The organism is Rhizobium oryzicola (assembly GCF_030504645.1).
In the GTDB taxonomy this organism is placed as follows: domain Bacteria; phylum Pseudomonadota; class Alphaproteobacteria; order Rhizobiales; family Rhizobiaceae; genus Neorhizobium; species Neorhizobium oryzicola.
In genome coordinates, this window is sequence record NZ_JAUKWQ010000001.1 from 232,563 (window position 1) to 247,790 (window position 15,228).

At 61.1% G+C, this 15,228-nt stretch carries 17 protein-coding genes; 9 read left to right on the plus strand and 8 right to left on the minus strand.

Annotation, left to right across the window (positions count from 1 at the left end):
• Positions 1-334: 334 nt before the first annotated feature.
• On the plus strand, positions 335-1,321 hold the full coding sequence (locus tag Q2T52_RS01145; RefSeq protein WP_302074846.1) for a Gfo/Idh/MocA family protein: 987 nt from the start codon (positions 335-337) through the stop codon (positions 1,319-1,321).
• Here the strand turns inward: Q2T52_RS01145 and Q2T52_RS01150 are convergent, their stop codons facing one another.
• The 4 genes from Q2T52_RS01150 to Q2T52_RS01165 are packed head-to-tail and all read right to left on the minus strand — an operon-like array spanning position 1,322 to position 3,768.
• Entirely contained in the window at positions 1,322-1,714 is a 393-nt protein-coding gene (locus Q2T52_RS01150; RefSeq protein WP_302074847.1) for a hypothetical protein, read from the minus strand.
• A complete protein-coding gene (locus Q2T52_RS01155; RefSeq protein ID WP_302074848.1) occupies positions 1,707-2,072 on the minus strand; it encodes a DMT family transporter in 366 nt (121 codons plus the stop codon). Before Q2T52_RS01155 ends, Q2T52_RS01150 begins: the two co-directional genes overlap by 8 nt.
• A 5-nt stretch (positions 2,073-2,077) precedes the next feature.
• Positions 2,078-2,776, minus strand: coding sequence for a class I SAM-dependent methyltransferase (locus Q2T52_RS01160; protein ID WP_302074849.1), 699 nt, complete (start codon positions 2,774-2,776; stop codon positions 2,078-2,080).
• A complete protein-coding gene (locus Q2T52_RS01165) occupies positions 2,773-3,768 on the minus strand; it encodes a glycosyltransferase (protein WP_367187262.1) in 996 nt (331 codons plus the stop codon). The genes Q2T52_RS01160 and Q2T52_RS01165 overlap by 4 nt, the downstream gene beginning before the upstream one ends.
• A gap of 158 nt (positions 3,769-3,926) precedes the next feature.
• Between Q2T52_RS01165 and Q2T52_RS01170 the strand changes: the two genes are divergently transcribed.
• Positions 3,927-5,783 (plus strand): hypothetical protein, encoded by a 1,857-nt coding sequence (locus Q2T52_RS01170; protein WP_302074850.1) that lies wholly within the window; start codon positions 3,927-3,929, stop codon positions 5,781-5,783.
• A gap of 1 nt (position 5,784) precedes the next feature.
• Here the strand turns inward: Q2T52_RS01170 and Q2T52_RS01175 are convergent, their stop codons facing one another.
• Positions 5,785-6,018 carry a hypothetical protein gene (locus tag Q2T52_RS01175; RefSeq protein WP_302074851.1) on the minus strand — a complete coding sequence of 78 codons (234 nt, stop codon included), beginning with the start codon at positions 6,016-6,018 and terminating at the stop codon, positions 5,785-5,787.
• A gap of 218 nt (positions 6,019-6,236) precedes the next feature.
• On the opposite strand from Q2T52_RS01175, the gene xseA reads away from it, so the two are divergent.
• The 5 genes from xseA to Q2T52_RS01200 all read left to right on the plus strand — a co-directional run bounded on the left by xseA (position 6,237) and on the right by Q2T52_RS01200 (position 11,008).
• A complete protein-coding gene (gene xseA, locus Q2T52_RS01180; protein WP_302074852.1) occupies positions 6,237-7,847 on the plus strand; it encodes an exodeoxyribonuclease VII large subunit in 1,611 nt (536 codons plus the stop codon).
• 119 nt (positions 7,848-7,966) lie between these two features.
• On the plus strand, positions 7,967-8,527 hold the full coding sequence (locus tag Q2T52_RS01185) for an isochorismatase family protein (RefSeq protein WP_302074853.1): 561 nt from the start codon (positions 7,967-7,969) through the stop codon (positions 8,525-8,527).
• Entirely contained in the window at positions 8,524-9,516 is a 993-nt protein-coding gene (locus tag Q2T52_RS01190; RefSeq protein WP_302074854.1) for a GlxA family transcriptional regulator, read from the plus strand. Before Q2T52_RS01185 ends, Q2T52_RS01190 begins: the two co-directional genes overlap by 4 nt.
• Before the next feature lie 95 nt (positions 9,517-9,611).
• On the plus strand, positions 9,612-10,562 hold the full coding sequence (locus tag Q2T52_RS01195; protein WP_302074855.1) for an aldo/keto reductase: 951 nt from the start codon (positions 9,612-9,614) through the stop codon (positions 10,560-10,562).
• 2 nt (positions 10,563-10,564) lie between these two features.
• Positions 10,565-11,008 (plus strand): GNAT family N-acetyltransferase, encoded by a 444-nt coding sequence (locus Q2T52_RS01200; RefSeq protein ID WP_302074856.1) that lies wholly within the window; start codon positions 10,565-10,567, stop codon positions 11,006-11,008.
• Between the two features lie 120 nt (positions 11,009-11,128).
• Here the strand turns inward: Q2T52_RS01200 and Q2T52_RS01205 are convergent, their stop codons facing one another.
• Positions 11,129-12,019, minus strand: a complete 891-nt coding sequence (locus Q2T52_RS01205) for a LysR family transcriptional regulator (RefSeq protein ID WP_302074857.1) — start codon at positions 12,017-12,019, stop codon at positions 11,129-11,131.
• 117 nt (positions 12,020-12,136) lie between these two features.
• Between Q2T52_RS01205 and Q2T52_RS01210 the strand changes: the two genes are divergently transcribed.
• Positions 12,137-13,132 carry an aldo/keto reductase gene (locus tag Q2T52_RS01210; RefSeq protein WP_302074858.1) on the plus strand — a complete coding sequence of 332 codons (996 nt, stop codon included), beginning with the start codon at positions 12,137-12,139 and terminating at the stop codon, positions 13,130-13,132.
• Between the two features lie 132 nt (positions 13,133-13,264).
• On the opposite strand, the gene Q2T52_RS01215 is transcribed toward Q2T52_RS01210, so the two are convergent.
• Positions 13,265-13,654 (minus strand): cupin domain-containing protein, encoded by a 390-nt coding sequence (locus Q2T52_RS01215; RefSeq protein ID WP_302074859.1) that lies wholly within the window; start codon positions 13,652-13,654, stop codon positions 13,265-13,267.
• 36 nt (positions 13,655-13,690) lie between these two features.
• Positions 13,691-14,176, minus strand: a complete 486-nt coding sequence (locus Q2T52_RS01220) for a MarR family winged helix-turn-helix transcriptional regulator (protein WP_302074860.1) — start codon at positions 14,174-14,176, stop codon at positions 13,691-13,693.
• A 78-nt stretch (positions 14,177-14,254) separates the two neighbouring features.
• Between Q2T52_RS01220 and Q2T52_RS01225 the strand changes: the two genes are divergently transcribed.
• The gene (locus Q2T52_RS01225; protein WP_302074861.1) at positions 14,255-15,106 is read left to right on the plus strand and encodes an EamA family transporter; all 852 of its coding nucleotides are present in this window, start codon (positions 14,255-14,257) and stop codon (positions 15,104-15,106) included.
• Positions 15,107-15,228: the final 122 nt, after the last annotated feature.

Genomic DNA, 15,228 nt, shown 5'->3' on the forward strand with positions numbered 1-15,228 from the left:
CGCATCGCCGGCACGCCTGCCGGTGTATCCGCTGCGGAACGGGAGGATTGTAGGCATGGGTTTTAGGGGCGGGGAAAACGGAGATGCAAATTTTTCTGCCGGAAAATCCCTGCTTGTGGCGGAGAGGGTTTGAAAACCTCAAATTTTGAATGAGTTACAGCCGCAGGCTCGAAGCAAAAATCTTTGCCGCATAGGTTTGCGTGGCCCCCGAACATCCCCGGAGAAAGACCGGTGGAAGATGCGGTTGCCGGCAAGGCGCGAACGCCCGCCATACCCCCTCCCATTTTGCCGCGCATGCTGTAGGGTGCGGCGGCAATGACAGATGGAGGAGCTCATGTTGCGTTTCGGTATTCTCTCGACCGCCAAGATCGGCCAACAGGCGGTTGTGCCCGCCATTCAGGATGCGGAAAATTGTGTGGTGACGGCGATTGCCAGTCGCGATCTTGCCCGCGCCCGCGCCATGGCAGATCGCTTCTCGGTACCGCATGCTTTCGGCTCCTATGAGGAGATGCTGGCCTCGGACACGATCGATGCGGTCTATATTCCTCTGCCGACCAGCCAGCATGTGGAATGGACCATCAAGGCCGCAAATGCGGGCAAGCATGTGCTCTGCGAAAAGCCGATCTCTCTGAAGGCAGAGGAGATCGACCAGCTGATCGCCGCGCGTGACCGGAACAAGGTCGTGATCGCCGAAGCCTTCATGATCACCTATGCGCCGGTCTGGCTGAAGGTGCGCGAACTCCTTTCACAAGGGGCGGTGGGCCGCCTGCGCCATGTGCAGGGTGCCTTCACCTACTTCAACCGCGACCCTTCCAACATGCGCAACATTCCGGAGCTTGGCGGTGGCGGCTTGCCGGATATCGGCGTCTACCCGACGATGGCGACCCGCTTCTCCACCGGCAAGGAGCCGCTGCGCGTGCAGGCGACCACCGAGCGCGACAAGGATTTCGGCACCGACATCTATTCCAGCGTCAAGGCGGACTTTGGTGATTTCGACCTTTCCTTCTACATCTCCACCCAGTTGGCCGGGCGTCAGATCATGGTGTTCCACGGCACGGACGGCTTCATCGAGGTGAAATCACCCTTCAATGCCGATCGCTGGGGTGCGGAAGAAGTGGAGCTGACGGACCAGAAGCATGGCCGCTCGGAAATCTTCCGCTTTCCCGATAGCCGCCAGTACCGCCGTCAGGCGGAAGCCTTTGCTGCGAAGGCGAGCGGCCAGGATGTAGAGGTGGTATCGCTGGAAAGCTCCCGCCTAAACCAGCGCTTCATCGATGCGGTCTATCGCGCCAGCGACAAGGACGGTTGGGAAACGGTCTGATCAGGGCTTGTCGGCTGAGCCAAACCTTCGGATTCGGTGCAGGCCGAACCCGAGAAAGGCAAGCGAACCCAGCCAGGCGAGGCCAAGAAGCACGAGGGGCTGCACCAGCGGCGCGCGCTCACTCAAAAGCACAAAGAGCCCGGTGTTGAGGATGGTCGTGATGACGATCAACGGCCAGAGACCGGGCTTTTCCAACACTGCGCTCGGCGGCTTGCCGAGGCCGCTTGCCAGCCGCACCCCTTGGGCAATGGCAAAGGAAGCCAGAAGCGAAAGCAGCCGGCAGATCACCAGCCTTTCTACATAGGCTTCAAAGACGGTGAATAACGTCAGATCGGCAATGATCATGACGGAGAGCGTCGCCAGCCAGTCTGCCGCTTCGCGTTTGTCAGACATTGATGGTCAGCAGTCCGGCAATGATCAGCATGGCACCGAAGGCGTAACGCAGGCTCAACGGTTCACCGAAGAAGACTTGCGCCAGCACCGGCACAAAGCAGAAGGTCAGCCCCATGAAGGAATAGGCGATCGTGAGCGGAACAGATCTGAGGACGTAGATCCAGATGATGGTACCAAGTCCATAAAGCACCAGTGCGGCCAACAGCACCGGGTTCACAGCCAGCGCCAGAAGCCCGCCCACTGAAAACGAACCAATGGACCGGCTCGTCAGCTTGAAAAGTACCTGCCCCATTGCAATCATCAGCGGGGTGCCGAGAAGGCCAAGCCAAAGCGCCGGGGTGAGACTGGAAAAATCCATCGCGCTCAGCCTTCCCGATCTTCCATGTAGAAGATGTCCCGCCCGATATCTTCGCACACATAACGCGGCGGCACGGGATGGACGGCCCGCAAGAAGGAATGGGTGTACGGGAAGAAGTTGAAGTGCGGGTTGAAGGTATAGCGATATTCCCGCTCCCTCGGCACAACGATGATCAGCCGCCTGCGGGCAATGCGGCGGAGCTCGGCGATCGCCTCCCGGTATTCCAGCACATGTTCGATCACATGCGTACAGACGACGGTATCGAATTCGCCGTCGGCAAATGGCAGCGCCTCGATCTTCGCGGCCACATATTCCACCTCCGGCAGGGAGGCTGCATCATCAATCACGAAATCAACGCCGGTAAGACGTGTGAGCTCCGGCCTGCCTGCTTTGATATGGGTCAGCAGCGCACCGGTGCCGCAGCCCACATCGCAAACACTGCTGCCCGTGATCTCGCGGACGATCCGGCGGATGCAGGCATCAGAATTGTCCGTCCCGGCGTGAACGCGGGGGTGGTTGCGATAAAGCTCGGCATATTCCTCAGCTGTCAGAAAGGGCGCGCGTTCGCGGAACCTGGCCAAGTGCGAGATGTGCGAGCCCCAGGCGCTCTGTGCTAGCCACAGAAACAGCTTTGAGTCCCGGATGATGGGCGGCAGGATATCTTCGATAACGAAGCGAATGCGATTGGTCGTTTCGCGTTTCATGCCGCGTCCCGCTGACTGGGGGTTTTCGCTTCGGTTGCACGCGGACGATCGGTAAAGATGGATGGCAACTGGATGTAGTTCAGGCGGAGAACTTCATTGCGCCCGCGTGCGACGGAATCCAGAATGACGCCAGCCGTCAGAGATACAAAGGACAGTCCCATCAGCGCCAGCGACAGCATCCAGGTGGGCATCCGTGGCACGAGACCGGTTCTGAAATATTCCAGCAGCACCGGCGCGGAAAACAGCAGGCCCGTGAGGCAAAAGAACCCGGCAATGGTCGCAAAAAATGCGAACGGGCGCGTTTCCTTCACCAACATGGCAAACATGCGCAGGATTCGAAAGCCGTCACGGAAGGTGGACAGTTTCGAGTGCGAGCCTTCGGGGCGGCGGCCATAATCGAGTTCGAGTTCGCAGACCGGCAGTTTCAGCCGCGAGGCATGCACGGACATTTCCGTCTCGATCTCGAAACCGGGCGAAACAGCCGGGAAGCTTTTCACGAAGCGACGCGAAAAGGCACGGTAGCCGGAGAAGATGTCGGTGAAGTCAGTCCCGAACAGGTTTCGGTAGAGAATGTTGAACAGCCGGTTGCCGGTGGCGTGACCCTGCCGGCCGGCATCCGCATGCACGCCGCGCCTGGTGCCCACCACCATGTCGGCATTTTCCGTCAGCAGGGTGCGGATCAGTTCTTCGGCGTCTGAGGGTGCGTAGGTGCCGTCGCCATCGGCCATCACATAGATGTCGGCTTCGATATCGGCAAACATCCGGCGCACCACATGGCCTTTGCCCTGCCGCCGCTCGCGGCGCACTTCAGCACCGGCCAACATGGCAGCCAGTGCCGTGCCATCGGTGGAATTGTTGTCATAGACATAGATGCGCGCTTCCGGCAGCGCGGCGCGAAAGCCGCGCACCACCGAGGCAATGGTCAGTGCCTCGTTATAACAAGGCAGAAGAACCGCAATCTCCAGAGAGGAGCCGGGCAGGGCACGATCCATGATTTCCACTCGATACACGGCAAACCGGAGCATGCTCGCGCCGGCTCCAGGCTTTACTATTTCTTGAGAAGGTTAAGCTTAGGTTTCCGGCCGGAGCGGAGTTCGGCCTGATCGCTCGGATCGTCCCGCCGATGCAGGAAGTGGAAGGGGAACGGGCAATGAGCCTGCCGATGACCGACGAGGCCGCAATGAGTGGAACCCGCGGAAAGCCGACCGGCCTGTTTGGCCGCTTATGGCCCTCGGTGGCACTCTATGGCCTTGTTATCGTTGTTGCCATCTTCATCAACAACAAGTTCTCCTTCACCGACTATGTCGGGCCGGACAATGATGACTCAATGCGCCTCGTCGAGGTGCGTGACTTCCTGAACGGTCAGGGCTGGTTCGATATGGTCCAGCACCGCATGGGGCTGAACGGCGGCACGTTGATGCACTGGTCCCGTCTGATTGACCTGCCCATTGCGAGCCTGGTGCGCTTCTTCTCATTCTTCACGGCCAATCAGGAAGGAGCGGAAGCCATGGCGCTCACCGTCTGGCCGCTCTTTCTGTGTGTCCTGTTTTTAGGCGCCACCGGGCTTGGCGCGCGGCGCGCCGGCGGCATTTCGGCCATGCATATCGGCTTAGGCCTCGCCTGCCTGTTTACCTTCACCTGCATCCGCTATTATCCCGGTGCCGCTGATCATCACAATGTACAGATGGTGCTGATGATGACGGTCGCTGCCATGCTGATCGACCGCCGACGTTCGGGCGTCAGCCATATCATTGCGGGCTTGGCACTTTCCTACGCCATGGCAATCGGTGCGGAAACGGTGCCGATCGTGGCGGTGGCCTGCGTGGTGGTGGCGCTGCAATGGGCCTGGCATGGCGAAAGCTTCGGGCGCTCGGCCCGCGCCTTCGGCCTGTCGTTGTCGCTCTTTATTTCGCTCGCCTTCTTTGCCACCGTACCACCCCGTTCGTATGCCGCTGTCACCTGCGACAATCTCTCGCTCGGCTTTTATTCCCTGACGGCGATTGGCGGCGCAGGTCTCTTCTTCGCGGCCAGTGCCGGCAAGCGCTGGACGATGCGTGAACGGTTGGCATCCCTTGGGCTGCTGGGACTTGGTGTTGCGGGTTCCGCCGTATTGATTGCACCGCAATGCCTTGGCAACCCGCTCGGCAATCTCGATCCCATGCTGGCGGAGTTGTGGCTGAACAATGTTATGGAGGCGAAATCGGTTCTGGCCATCATGCGTGAAGATCCGGCCTCCGTTGGCGGCTTCTATGCGGCGGGCCTGCTGGCAATCGCGATCTGCATCTTCCGCGCCATTGATGGCAGGCGGCGCGAATTCCACCTGATCATGCTGGCATTGGTCGGCACCGCCTGGGGTATTTCGCTGGTGCAGGTACGCGGCGCGATGTTTTCCAATGCGCTCTCCATCCTGCCCCTGACGCTCCTGATCGATGATCTGCGCCGCCGTTCGCATGCGGACCCGGAAAATGCCAATGCGGGTCTTGCCTATATCCTTGGTGTCCTCGCCTCCGTTCCGGCGGTCTGGGCAGTGGGTGGCGTCCTGGCAGTCAAGGGAACAAGCGCGCTGTCGTCATCGGAAGTCGTCACGCGAACCGGCACGGCGATTTCGGAGAAAAGCCAATGCGGTGGACCGGACGATATGCAAAAGCTGGCCTCCTTCCCGACAGGTGTGGTGGCTGCTCCGTCAAACAACGGCGCATTTATCTTGCGTTACACACCCCATCACATTCTGGCTGCGCCCTATCACCGAAACCAGGGCGGCATGCTGACCGAGCTGCATATCGGTCTTGCCAAGCCTTCGGAAGCAGAAGCATTTTTGCGGGGCGCGGGTGTGACGATCCTCGCCTATTGCCACGACGACGGCGAAACGCTCTATCTTGCCCGCATGAAGCCCGACGGCCTCTACGCCTCGCTGGCGAAGGGCAAGATACCGGATTACCTATATCCCCTGCCGAACGCCTCGGAAACGGGAACCCGCTTCTTCGCGGTCCTGCCGCCCAGGAAGTAGATCAGGCTGCGCGTCGGCGCACTTCGCGAATGATGTGCCCGCCCAGCAGCATGGCAACCCCGAGGTTGAAGCCAAGGATCGCGATCCACAGCCCCATCAGAGGCAGTGCGGCGGGCGAAACAATGCAGGCAGCGGCAAAGACCAGCGGAATCATGAGCCCGGTTATCACAAGCGTACCGGTAGAGCGGGTGGCGGCACTGGCAAGACCAAGCGCGGCCGCGATTGAGAACAGCATCTTCAAGTCTCCTTCTGGCTGTTCGAAAAACCTGTCCAGCCTTTAGGACATGACACTCTAACGGATTCTGACGCCGTATGGTTGCGAGATCCTTTGTTTGCCTGCATCTTTAACGGTTGCTGAAGCGCCCATTTCGCATTTTATGGAATGGCCATTGTCCCCGGAAAATCAGCGTCGCTGCGCGTGAAAATCCCGGCCGGATGGGATAAGGAAGAGCCATGACCTTTTCATTTCCCAGCGACACGCCTTCCAATGTTGCCGAACTCACCGTTTCGGAGCTGTCCGGCTCCATCAAGCGGACGGTGGAAACAGCCTTTGACCATGTGCGGGTGCGCGGCGAAATCTCCGGCTATCGCGGACCGCATTCCTCCGGCCATGCCTATTTCGCGCTGAAGGACGACAAGGCGCGCATCGATGCCGTCATCTGGAAGGGCACCTTCAGCCGTCTGCGCTTTCGCCCGGAAGAGGGCATGGAGGTGATCGCGACCGGCAAGATCACCACCTTCCCCGGCTCATCCAAATACCAGATCGTCATCGAGGCGCTGGAACCAGCGGGTGCCGGCGCGCTGATGGCGCTGCTGGAAGAGCGCAAGCGCAAGCTTTCGGCGGAAGGCTTGTTCGACCAGGAGCGCAAGCGCAAACTGCCCTTCATGCCGAAGGTGATCGGCGTGGTGACTTCGCCGACCGGCGCCGTCATCCGTGACATCCTGCACCGCATCGCCGACCGCTTTCCCGTGCATGTGGTGGTCTGGCCGGTGAAGGTGCAGGGGGAGGGTTCGGGCGAAGAGGTGGCAAATGCCATTCGCGGCTTCAACGGGCTCGATCCGCTGGGGCCGGTGCGGCGACCCGATGTGCTGATCGTCGCGCGCGGCGGCGGCAGCCTGGAGGATCTCTGGAGCTTCAATGATGAGATCGTGGTGCGTGCCGCGGCCGAAAGCGACATCCCGCTGATTTCGGCAGTCGGCCACGAGACGGACTGGACGCTGATCGATTACGCAGCCGATGTGCGGGCACCGACGCCCACAGGTGCGGCGGAAATGGCCGTGCCTGTCAAAGCCGAACTCGATGCGCAACTGGCCAGCCTGACGGCGCGCCTTTCCGGCAGCACGTCCCGGCAGATGGACAATCGCCGTCAGTCGCTGAGGGCGCTCGTGCGGGCGCTGCCGTCCCTCGACCAGCTGCTGGCGCTGCCGCGCCGCCGGTTTGATGAGGCCGCAGCCGGTCTCGGGCGCGGGCTGGAAAAGACCGCCATTGCCAAGCGCCGCAGTTTTGAGCGCGCGACCGCTGGCCTGCGCCTGGAGCTTTTGACGAACCGGCTGGCCGAGCGTCGACGCCACATTGGCGAGCAGATCCTGCGCAAGGAACGCTGCCTGGAACGCAAGCTGCTGGGCGAGCGCGGGCGCATTGCCAAGGCCGATGCGGCGCTATCGGCGCTTCCCGCGCGGCTGGAGGCCAATATCCGCCGCGAGCGCCAGCATGTGGCATCGCTCGTCCGTCATGCGGATACGGCGATATCGCATGCCTTGAGCCGCAGCCGTGCCGCCATTGTGGCGCAGGACCGGGTGCTGCAATCGCTTTCCTACAAGAATGTGCTGAAGCGCGGCTATGCCGTCATTCGCGGCGAGGATGACAAGCCAGTCACGCGGGCGGCCGAGATCAACCTCGGCCAGACGCTTTCTATCGAATTCGCCGATGGCCGCGTCGCCGCCACCGCTGGGGAAGGCGTCGATCCCCCGGTCACGCCACCGCAAGCGGCCTCTGCACCCCCGAAGAAGAAAGTGACGAAGCCGGTGCCGCCGGACGGATCGCAGCAGGGTAGCCTCTTCTAGGACCGAAGCGCACCTTGGCGTATGGCCGGAAATGTCCGCTCTTCGTCCGTCAGCCGCCTTTTGTCCTTGTGTCAAAAGCCTAGTCTCATGCTAGTCTTTCAAACCAAGGAGAGCCCAAAATGTCCGCATCCGATACCGCCCTCATCGTCATCGATGTGCAGCAATCCTTTCCCCATCGTCCCTATTGGGATGTTGCCGACGTGCCGCGTTACCTGGAGCGCCAGCAGGCGCTGATCGATGGCGCCGTGGCCGAAGGCATTCCGGTCATACAGATTTTTCATGTCGAAGATGAAGTTGCCTTCTCCAAGGAGAGTGGCAATATCAGGACACTGGATGGCATCACGATCAATCCAACCCGTATTTTCGAAAAGGGCCGTCACTCGGCCATGGTCGGCACCGGGTTGGATGTTTGGCTGACCTCGAACGGAATCCGCAACCTCATCATCTCGGGCATCCGCACGGAGCAGTGCTGCGAAACCACCACGCGTCATGCATCCGATCTCGGCTTCAAGGTGACCTATGTGGCCGAGGCGACGCTGACCTTCCCGATGATTGATGCCAATGGCGTCACACACTCGCCCGCGGATATCCGGGCTCACACCGCCATGGTGCTGAAGGATCGCTTCGCCCGCATCGCCACCGTGGAAGAGGCGCTCGGCGCCCGCAAGCTTGCCGCATGAGCAAGCGAGAGGACGACGCGACCGTTACCATTCCCGTGCTGATGGTCGTGCCGCCGCACGCGCTGCTTCTGGATATCGCAGGACCGATGGAGGTTCTGCGCTATGCCAACCAGGCGCAGGATGCCCTGCGCTTCGCGTGCCGCTATATCTCGGCGAAGCCGCGCCAGATGACATCGATCGGGCTGACCTTGGACGGGCTGGAGCCGCTGCCGGAAACATTGCCCGACAATGCCCTGCTGGTCGTTTCCGGCGCGCCCTCCGTCGTGCCCGATGAGGTGGCGGTGGAGCGCGAGCGGCGCGAACTGGCCCGCTGGATGAAAAGCGCGGTCCGGCCCGATACGCGGATCGCCAGTATCTGCTCCGGTGCGCTGCTGGTGGCGGAGGCCGGCTTGATGGAGGGACGGCACTGCACCACCCATGCCGATTGCATTGCCGATCTCAGAAGGCTTGCCCCCACCGCCGATGTGGCGGAAAACCGGCTTTACGTGGAAGACGGCAACTGCTTTTCCAGCGCCGGCATCTCCACCGGCATCGACCTCATGCTGCACATCGTGGCGCAACTGACCTCGGCGCAGGTGGCGCTTTCCTGCGCCCGCAAGATGGTGATCTATCTGCGCCGCAGCGGCAGCGATCCGCAGATTTCGCCCTGGCTTTCCGGCCGCAACCACATTCACCCCGCCATTCACCGGGTGCAGGATGCGATCATGGCCGATCCTTCCCGCGACTGGTCGGTGGCGGGTCTGTCCGAGCTTGCGCATTTGAGCGAGCGACATCTGTCGCGCCTGTTTCGTGAACATGCGGGCCTGTCGCTGATCGATTACGTCAACCTGATGCGAGTGACACTGGCGCGTGATATCATCAGCCAGACGCGGCTTGATCTGGAAAACGTCGCCGCCCGCACGGGCTTTGCCTCCGCCCGCCATCTGCGCCGGGTCTGGAGCCAGCATTACGGGTCGCCGCCCAGCCAGTTCCGCGGGGCATCTGCCTGAGCTATCAATTGATTTGAATGGAACATCACTTCCCGAAGGGATAGCCTCGGCCCATATCCATGCCAAAACCATTCCCTTCAGGAGGACATTACTTCATGCAATTGCGCCCGCTTGGCCGCACCGGCCTTTCCATCGCGCCCGTCGTTTTCGGCGGCAATGTCTTCGGCTGGACAGCCGATGAAAAGACCTCCTTCGACCTGCTCGACCGTTTCTTCGACGCAGGCTTCAACACCATCGACACGGCGGATGTCTACTCGCGCTGGGCGCCCGGCCATATCGGCGGCGAATCGGAGACCATCATCGGCAAGTGGCTGAAGCGCGGCGGCGTTGCCCGCGACAAGGCGGTTATCGTCACCAAGGTCGGCTCCGACATGGGCCAGGGCAAGGTGGATCTTTCGGCCAAGTGGATCGAGAAGGCCGTCGAGGATTCGCTGAAGCGGCTGCAGACCGATTACATCGATCTCTACCTCTCCCACTGGCCGGACCCGGCGACCCCTTACGAGGAAACGCTTTCGGCCTTCGAGAAGCTGAAAAAGGCTGGCAAGATCCGCGCCATCGGCTGCTCCAACCTGGATGCCGACCAGCTGAAAGCCTCCTTCGAGGCGGCTGCGAAAAACGGCCTGCCGCGCTATGACGTGATCCAGCCCGAATACAATCTCTATACCCGCAACAAGTTCGAGGGCCCCCTGGCGGATCTCTGCATCGCCGAAGAGATCGGCGTGATCAGCTATTATGCACTGGCCGCCGGCTTCCTCACCGGCAAATACCGCAAGAAGGAAGACACGGAAGGTGTGGCTCGTGGCTACCGGGTCGGCGATTATCTGAACGAGAAGGGCCTGAAGATCCTCTCCGCGCTCGACAATATCTCCGTCGAAGTGGATGCATCGCCCGCATCGATCGCCATTGCCTGGGTGGCCCACCGTCCGGGCATTACCGCGCCGATTGCCTCTGCCACTTCGCTTCGCCAGATGGAAGCATTGATTGCCGCAGGCTCACTGACACTGTCCGCCGACCAGATGCAGGCGCTCAACGAGGCAGGTGCCTGATCATGACGGTGACGATACGCGATGCCCGCTCGGCGGATGAAGCCGCCTGGCGCGACCTCTGGGCTGCCTATCTGGCGTTTTATAAGGTGACGGTCTCTGACGAGATCACCGCCTCCACCTGGGGCAAGACCATGAATCCGGACAGCGCCATCTTCATGCGCGTGGCCGAGGTGGACGGAAAGCTTGCCGGCTTTGCCCTCTGCCTTACCCATGAAGGCACCTGGATCCTGGGCAGGGATTGCTACCTTGAAGATCTGTTCGTGGATGAAAGCCAGCGCGGCAAGGGTATTGGCCGCGCTTTGCTCGATGATCTCGTGGCACTTTCCAGAGAGAACGGCTGGTCGAGGCTTTACTGGCACACGGCGGAAGACAATGCGACGGCGCGCAAGCTCTACGATTCCTTCGTGAAATCCGATGGGCATGTGCGCTACAGGATTAGCTTTTAAAGCTCTTCGCCGCTTGGTTGCCCCCCTCTGTCCTGCCGGGCATCTCCCCCACAAGGGGGGATGCCCGGCAGGACAGAGGGGGGTGCTGGCAAGGCAAGCTCCAACGTACCGTCTCGCCCATCATCCACGATACCGAAAGAAATCCACGAAAGCTCTCAGCGGCGGCCGCATCTGACGCCGGGAGGGGTAATAGATGTAGAAGCCGTCAAAGGGTGGGCACCAGTCTTCCAGCACCCGGATCAGTTGGCCTTGGGCGATGTCTTCGTCCACGCGCCGGTCGAAGATGAAGGCCAGACCGACGCCATCCAGCGCCGCAGGGCGCATCATCGTCTGGTCAGACAGGATCAGCGGCCCGGAGACATCCACGATCAGCGGCTTGCCGTCCTTTTCCAACTCCCAACGATAGATCAGTCCGCTGGAAAAACGGCGGCGGACGCAGCGATGGCCGATCAGGTCGCGCGGATGCTGCGGCATGGGTCTGTCCGCGAAATAGGCGGGCGAGCCGACAATCGCGCCGCGCCAGGGGCCGCTGGCGCGAACCGCGATCATATCCGCCTCCAGATGTTCGCCGAGCCTCAGTCCCGCATCGCAACCTTGCTCGACGATATCCTCGAAACGGTCCGCATGCCTGAGGTCAAGCTCTATATCCGGGTATAGCCGCAGGAATTCGGCGAGACGCGGCAGGATCAGTTCTTCTGCCGCCAGCATGGGCATGGTGATGCGAAGGGGGCCAGCGGGGCGGTCCCGGTTCTCCGTAATGCTTTCGATCGTTGCGGCGATCTCGGAGAGCGCCGGCGTCAGCCGCTCGATCAGTCGCCGTCCTTCCTCGGTCGGCGCGACACTGCGCGTGGTTCGCTGCAACAGGCGAATGCCGAGGCTTTCCTCCAAAGCGGAAACGGCATGGCTGACAGCGGAGGGCGCGATGGAGAGTTCCGCCGCCGCTTTTCGGAAGCTTTTATGCTCTGCCACGGCGGCGAGAACGGCAAGTTGGGAAAGCTGGGTTCTGTTCATTGTTCGAAATGATAGAACAACCCACACGAAATTGCAGCCGTTTTCCTTCAGCTTCCGCTGCTCTAGATTGCCCTCATCCTCATCACGCAGACCGGAATCAACAGGAGAGATTTCATCATGCAAACACGCAAATTAGGGGTCCTCGAAACCTCGGCGCTTGGGCTTGGCTGCATGGGCATGACGCATGCCTACAGCCCCTCGACCGACGAGGCGTCTTCGCTGGCAACGCTGGCGCGTGCCGTGGAACTGGGCGTGACGCTGTTCGATACGGCAGAAGTCTATGGCCCCTTCACCAATGAAGAACTGGTGGGTAAGGGCCTGAAACCTTTCCGCGACAAGGTGCTGATCGCCACCAAGTTCGGGTTTACGATTGGCGACGAGGCCAAGGCTGCCCGCCCCTCCGGCGTGGACAGCCGCCCGGAACACGTAAAGGCCGTGGCGGAAGCTTCGCTGAAGCGCCTCGGCGTCGAGGTGATTGACCTTCTCTACCAGCACCGCGTCGATCCTGACGTACCGATCGAGGAGACGGTCGGCGCCATGGCCGATCTGGTGAAGGAAGGCAAGGTGCGCGCGCTGGGCCTGTCCGAAGCCAGTGCTGCAACACTGCGCCGGGCTCACGCCACCCACCCGATCGCCGCAATCCAGAGCGAATATTCGCTTTGGACCCGCGACCCCGAACAGAATGGCGTGCTCGACACCTGCCGCGAACTCGGCATCGGCTTCGTGCCCTTCTCGCCGCTCGGACGCGGGGCGCTGACCGGCGCGTTGAAGAACCTGGATGGTCTGGCCGCCAATGATTTCCGCCGTGGCCTGCCGCGCTTCCAGGGCGAGAATTTCGATGCGAACCTGGCACTCGTCCAGCTTCTGGAGCAAATGGCCGAGAAGAAGGGCGTGACTGCCGGTCAGCTGGCGCTCGCCTGGGTGCTGGCGCAGGGGGATTTCATCGTGCCAATCCCTGGCACCACCAAGATCGTCAATCTGGAAAAGAATGTCGCCGCAGCCGCCATCACGCTCTCGGAGGCAGAAGTGAAGGAACTGTGCGACTTGCTCTCCCCTGCCAAGGTGAAGGGCGAGCGCTACCCGGAAAGCATGGCCAAGATGGCGAACAAGTAACGCCGATAGGGCTGCCGGTGCAGGCAAAGGCAAACATGACTACACAGTGGGGCGGGTACTGCCGCCCCTTCGCAACCTTTGGTCCAGCAATCGGAATGGCTCAACGCGAACTGCGGACCAGCTTTGAAGATGTCAGGTGGAGAGAGCGGCAAATCCTTTCGGCAGTGAAACCCAGATCACGGTTTGTGCTTCCGGCGAATGGCGGGAGAGGTGGCCCTTGCCATGCGTATCCTCCACCAGCACGAAGCTGCCCGCTGAAACCTGGCGTTTCTCTCCATCGCTCGTTTCGTACTCCACCGAACCATCCAGCCTGATCGTCAGAACCGGTTCGGGCAGCGTGTGCCAGGAAACCTCACGCAGGCCCGCCGGGATATGGGTGATGCGAAGGCGTGAAGCGGGATAGCTGGCGGTCACCGCGAAGGAGGCTGCATCGGGATGAACGGCGATCTCGGTCGTCGGGAATTCAACCTCATCAAAATGCGATTCTCCGTCCGGCGTGGCATAGATGCGCAGGCATTTCATCAGGCAAGCTCCTCATTGAGAGCGCAGATTTCCAAGCTAATCCTCAAAGGCAGTCAGGTACTTTCCAAGCAATGTATCCAGCGCCTGAAAATCCTCCGTGCTGAGCATCGCCGTCAGGCGGTGCTGGTTCTCGACATGCGCCGTTACGGCCTGGTCAATCAGCGCCAGTCCCTTGTCGGTCAGGCCTACCTTAACACTGCGACCATCTTCAGGGTTCGGGATGCGCTCCACCAGACCCTGTTTTTCCAGCTGGTCGATGCGGTTGGTCATGGTGCCTGAGGTCACCATGGTTGCCGCCAGAAGATCGCTGGGCGAAAGCTCATAGGGAGCGCCGGACCGCCGAAGGGTGGCCAGAACGTCAAAGCTGGCGCGGTTCAGACCATAGGAGCCGGTGACGGCTTCCACCTCGCGAATGAGATGTGCGTGCAGGCGACCGAGCCGCCCGAGCAGCCCCATAGGGGTAACATCGAGGTCGGGTCTTTCCCGGTGCCATTGTTCCAGAATGCGGCTCACATGATCCATTTCTGCATCTTGCCGCAAACTATCTTGACGTCAAGCTATCTAGAGTTATTTTGACGTCAAGATAAATGGAGTTTTGCCATGTCCAAGCTGTCGGATATCGGCCTCACCGCGCTTGCCCCCGCCATCTGGGGCTCGACCTATATCGTCACGACCCAGCTTCTGCCGCCGGGCATGCCGCTGACGGTGGCGGCGCTGCGTGCGCTGCCAGCCGGGTTGCTGCTGCTGGGGATCGTGCGGAGGCTGCCGCAGGGGGAATGGTGGTGGAAGAGCCTTTTGCTGGGCGCCTTGAACTTCACGCTGTTCTGGGCCTGCCTGTTTGTCTCCGCCTACCGCTTGCCGGGTGGTGTGGCCGCGACCGTCGGTGCCGTGCAGCCGCTGATCGTCATTCTCATCGCCCGCCTTGTGATAGGAACACCCATCCGACCGATCGTGGTTCTTGCCGGCCTTGCGGGCATGGCAGGCGTGGCGTTGCTGGTGCTGACGCCAAAGGCGGCGCTTGATCCGATCGGCATAGCGGCGGGCCTGGCGGGCGCTGTCTCCATGGCGTTTGGAACCGTATTGAGCCGCCATTGGCAAGCTCCTGTCTCGCCGCTCACCTTCACAGCATGGCAATTGACGGCAGGTGGCGTGCTGCTTGCACCCCTTGCGCTGTTCCTGGAACCCTCGCTGCCGCCGCTTTCGGTCCAGAACTGGATCGGCTTTCTCTATCTTGGTCTGATCGGCGCGGCACTCACCTATATCCTCTGGTTCCGGGGCTTGCGTCTTCTGGAACCAGCTGCCGCTTCGGTGCTCGGGTTCTTGAGCCCGCTGGTCGCGGTTCTGCTGGGATGGATCATTCTCGGGCAGTCTCTGAGCCTGCTGCAGATGCTGGGCGTGCTGGTGGTTTTGGCCAGTGTCTGGGTCAGCCAGCGCAGCGCCATGCGGCGCTGACACGCATCGCCAGTGACGTGTCGGAAAACGGGAAGTGCCGCGCGGTTGCAATCACCAAAACTAAAAGTTGACAAATTGCCTGAGTGTCTCTATTTATAGTTTATCGATATTTGCTTGCTTAG

What these genes read in the sequence shown, in the direction of transcription:
- Q2T52_RS01185 (WP_302074853.1), top strand. Translation starts at nt 7,967, where the DNA reads ATGTCCGCATCCGATACCGCCCTCATCGTCATCGATGTGCAGCAATCC.
- Q2T52_RS01175 (WP_302074851.1), bottom strand. Translation starts at nt 6,018, where the DNA reads ATGCTGTTCTCAATCGCGGCCGCGCTTGGTCTTGCCAGTGCCGCCACC.
- Q2T52_RS01195 (WP_302074855.1), top strand. Translation starts at nt 9,612, where the DNA reads ATGCAATTGCGCCCGCTTGGCCGCACCGGCCTTTCCATCGCGCCCGTC.
- Q2T52_RS01145 (WP_302074846.1), top strand. Translation starts at nt 335, where the DNA reads ATGTTGCGTTTCGGTATTCTCTCGACCGCCAAGATCGGCCAACAGGCG.
- Q2T52_RS01215 (WP_302074859.1), bottom strand. Translation starts at nt 13,654, where the DNA reads ATGAAATGCCTGCGCATCTATGCCACGCCGGACGGAGAATCGCATTTT.
- Q2T52_RS01225 (WP_302074861.1), top strand. Translation starts at nt 14,255, where the DNA reads ATGTCCAAGCTGTCGGATATCGGCCTCACCGCGCTTGCCCCCGCCATC.
- Q2T52_RS01205 (WP_302074857.1), bottom strand. Translation starts at nt 12,019, where the DNA reads ATGAACAGAACCCAGCTTTCCCAACTTGCCGTTCTCGCCGCCGTGGCA.
- xseA (WP_302074852.1), top strand. Translation starts at nt 6,237, where the DNA reads ATGACCTTTTCATTTCCCAGCGACACGCCTTCCAATGTTGCCGAACTC.
- Q2T52_RS01220 (WP_302074860.1), bottom strand. Translation starts at nt 14,176, where the DNA reads ATGGATCATGTGAGCCGCATTCTGGAACAATGGCACCGGGAAAGACCC.
- Q2T52_RS01190 (WP_302074854.1), top strand. Translation starts at nt 8,524, where the DNA reads ATGAGCAAGCGAGAGGACGACGCGACCGTTACCATTCCCGTGCTGATG.
- Q2T52_RS01165 (WP_367187262.1), bottom strand. Translation starts at nt 3,768, where the DNA reads ATGGATCGTGCCCTGCCCGGCTCCTCTCTGGAGATTGCGGTTCTTCTG.
- Q2T52_RS01160 (WP_302074849.1), bottom strand. Translation starts at nt 2,776, where the DNA reads ATGAAACGCGAAACGACCAATCGCATTCGCTTCGTTATCGAAGATATC.
- Q2T52_RS01200 (WP_302074856.1), top strand. Translation starts at nt 10,565, where the DNA reads ATGACGGTGACGATACGCGATGCCCGCTCGGCGGATGAAGCCGCCTGG.
- Q2T52_RS01210 (WP_302074858.1), top strand. Translation starts at nt 12,137, where the DNA reads ATGCAAACACGCAAATTAGGGGTCCTCGAAACCTCGGCGCTTGGGCTT.
- Q2T52_RS01155 (WP_302074848.1), bottom strand. Translation starts at nt 2,072, where the DNA reads ATGGATTTTTCCAGTCTCACCCCGGCGCTTTGGCTTGGCCTTCTCGGC.
- Q2T52_RS01150 (WP_302074847.1), bottom strand. Translation starts at nt 1,714, where the DNA reads ATGTCTGACAAACGCGAAGCGGCAGACTGGCTGGCGACGCTCTCCGTC.
- Q2T52_RS01170 (WP_302074850.1), top strand. Translation starts at nt 3,927, where the DNA reads ATGAGCCTGCCGATGACCGACGAGGCCGCAATGAGTGGAACCCGCGGA.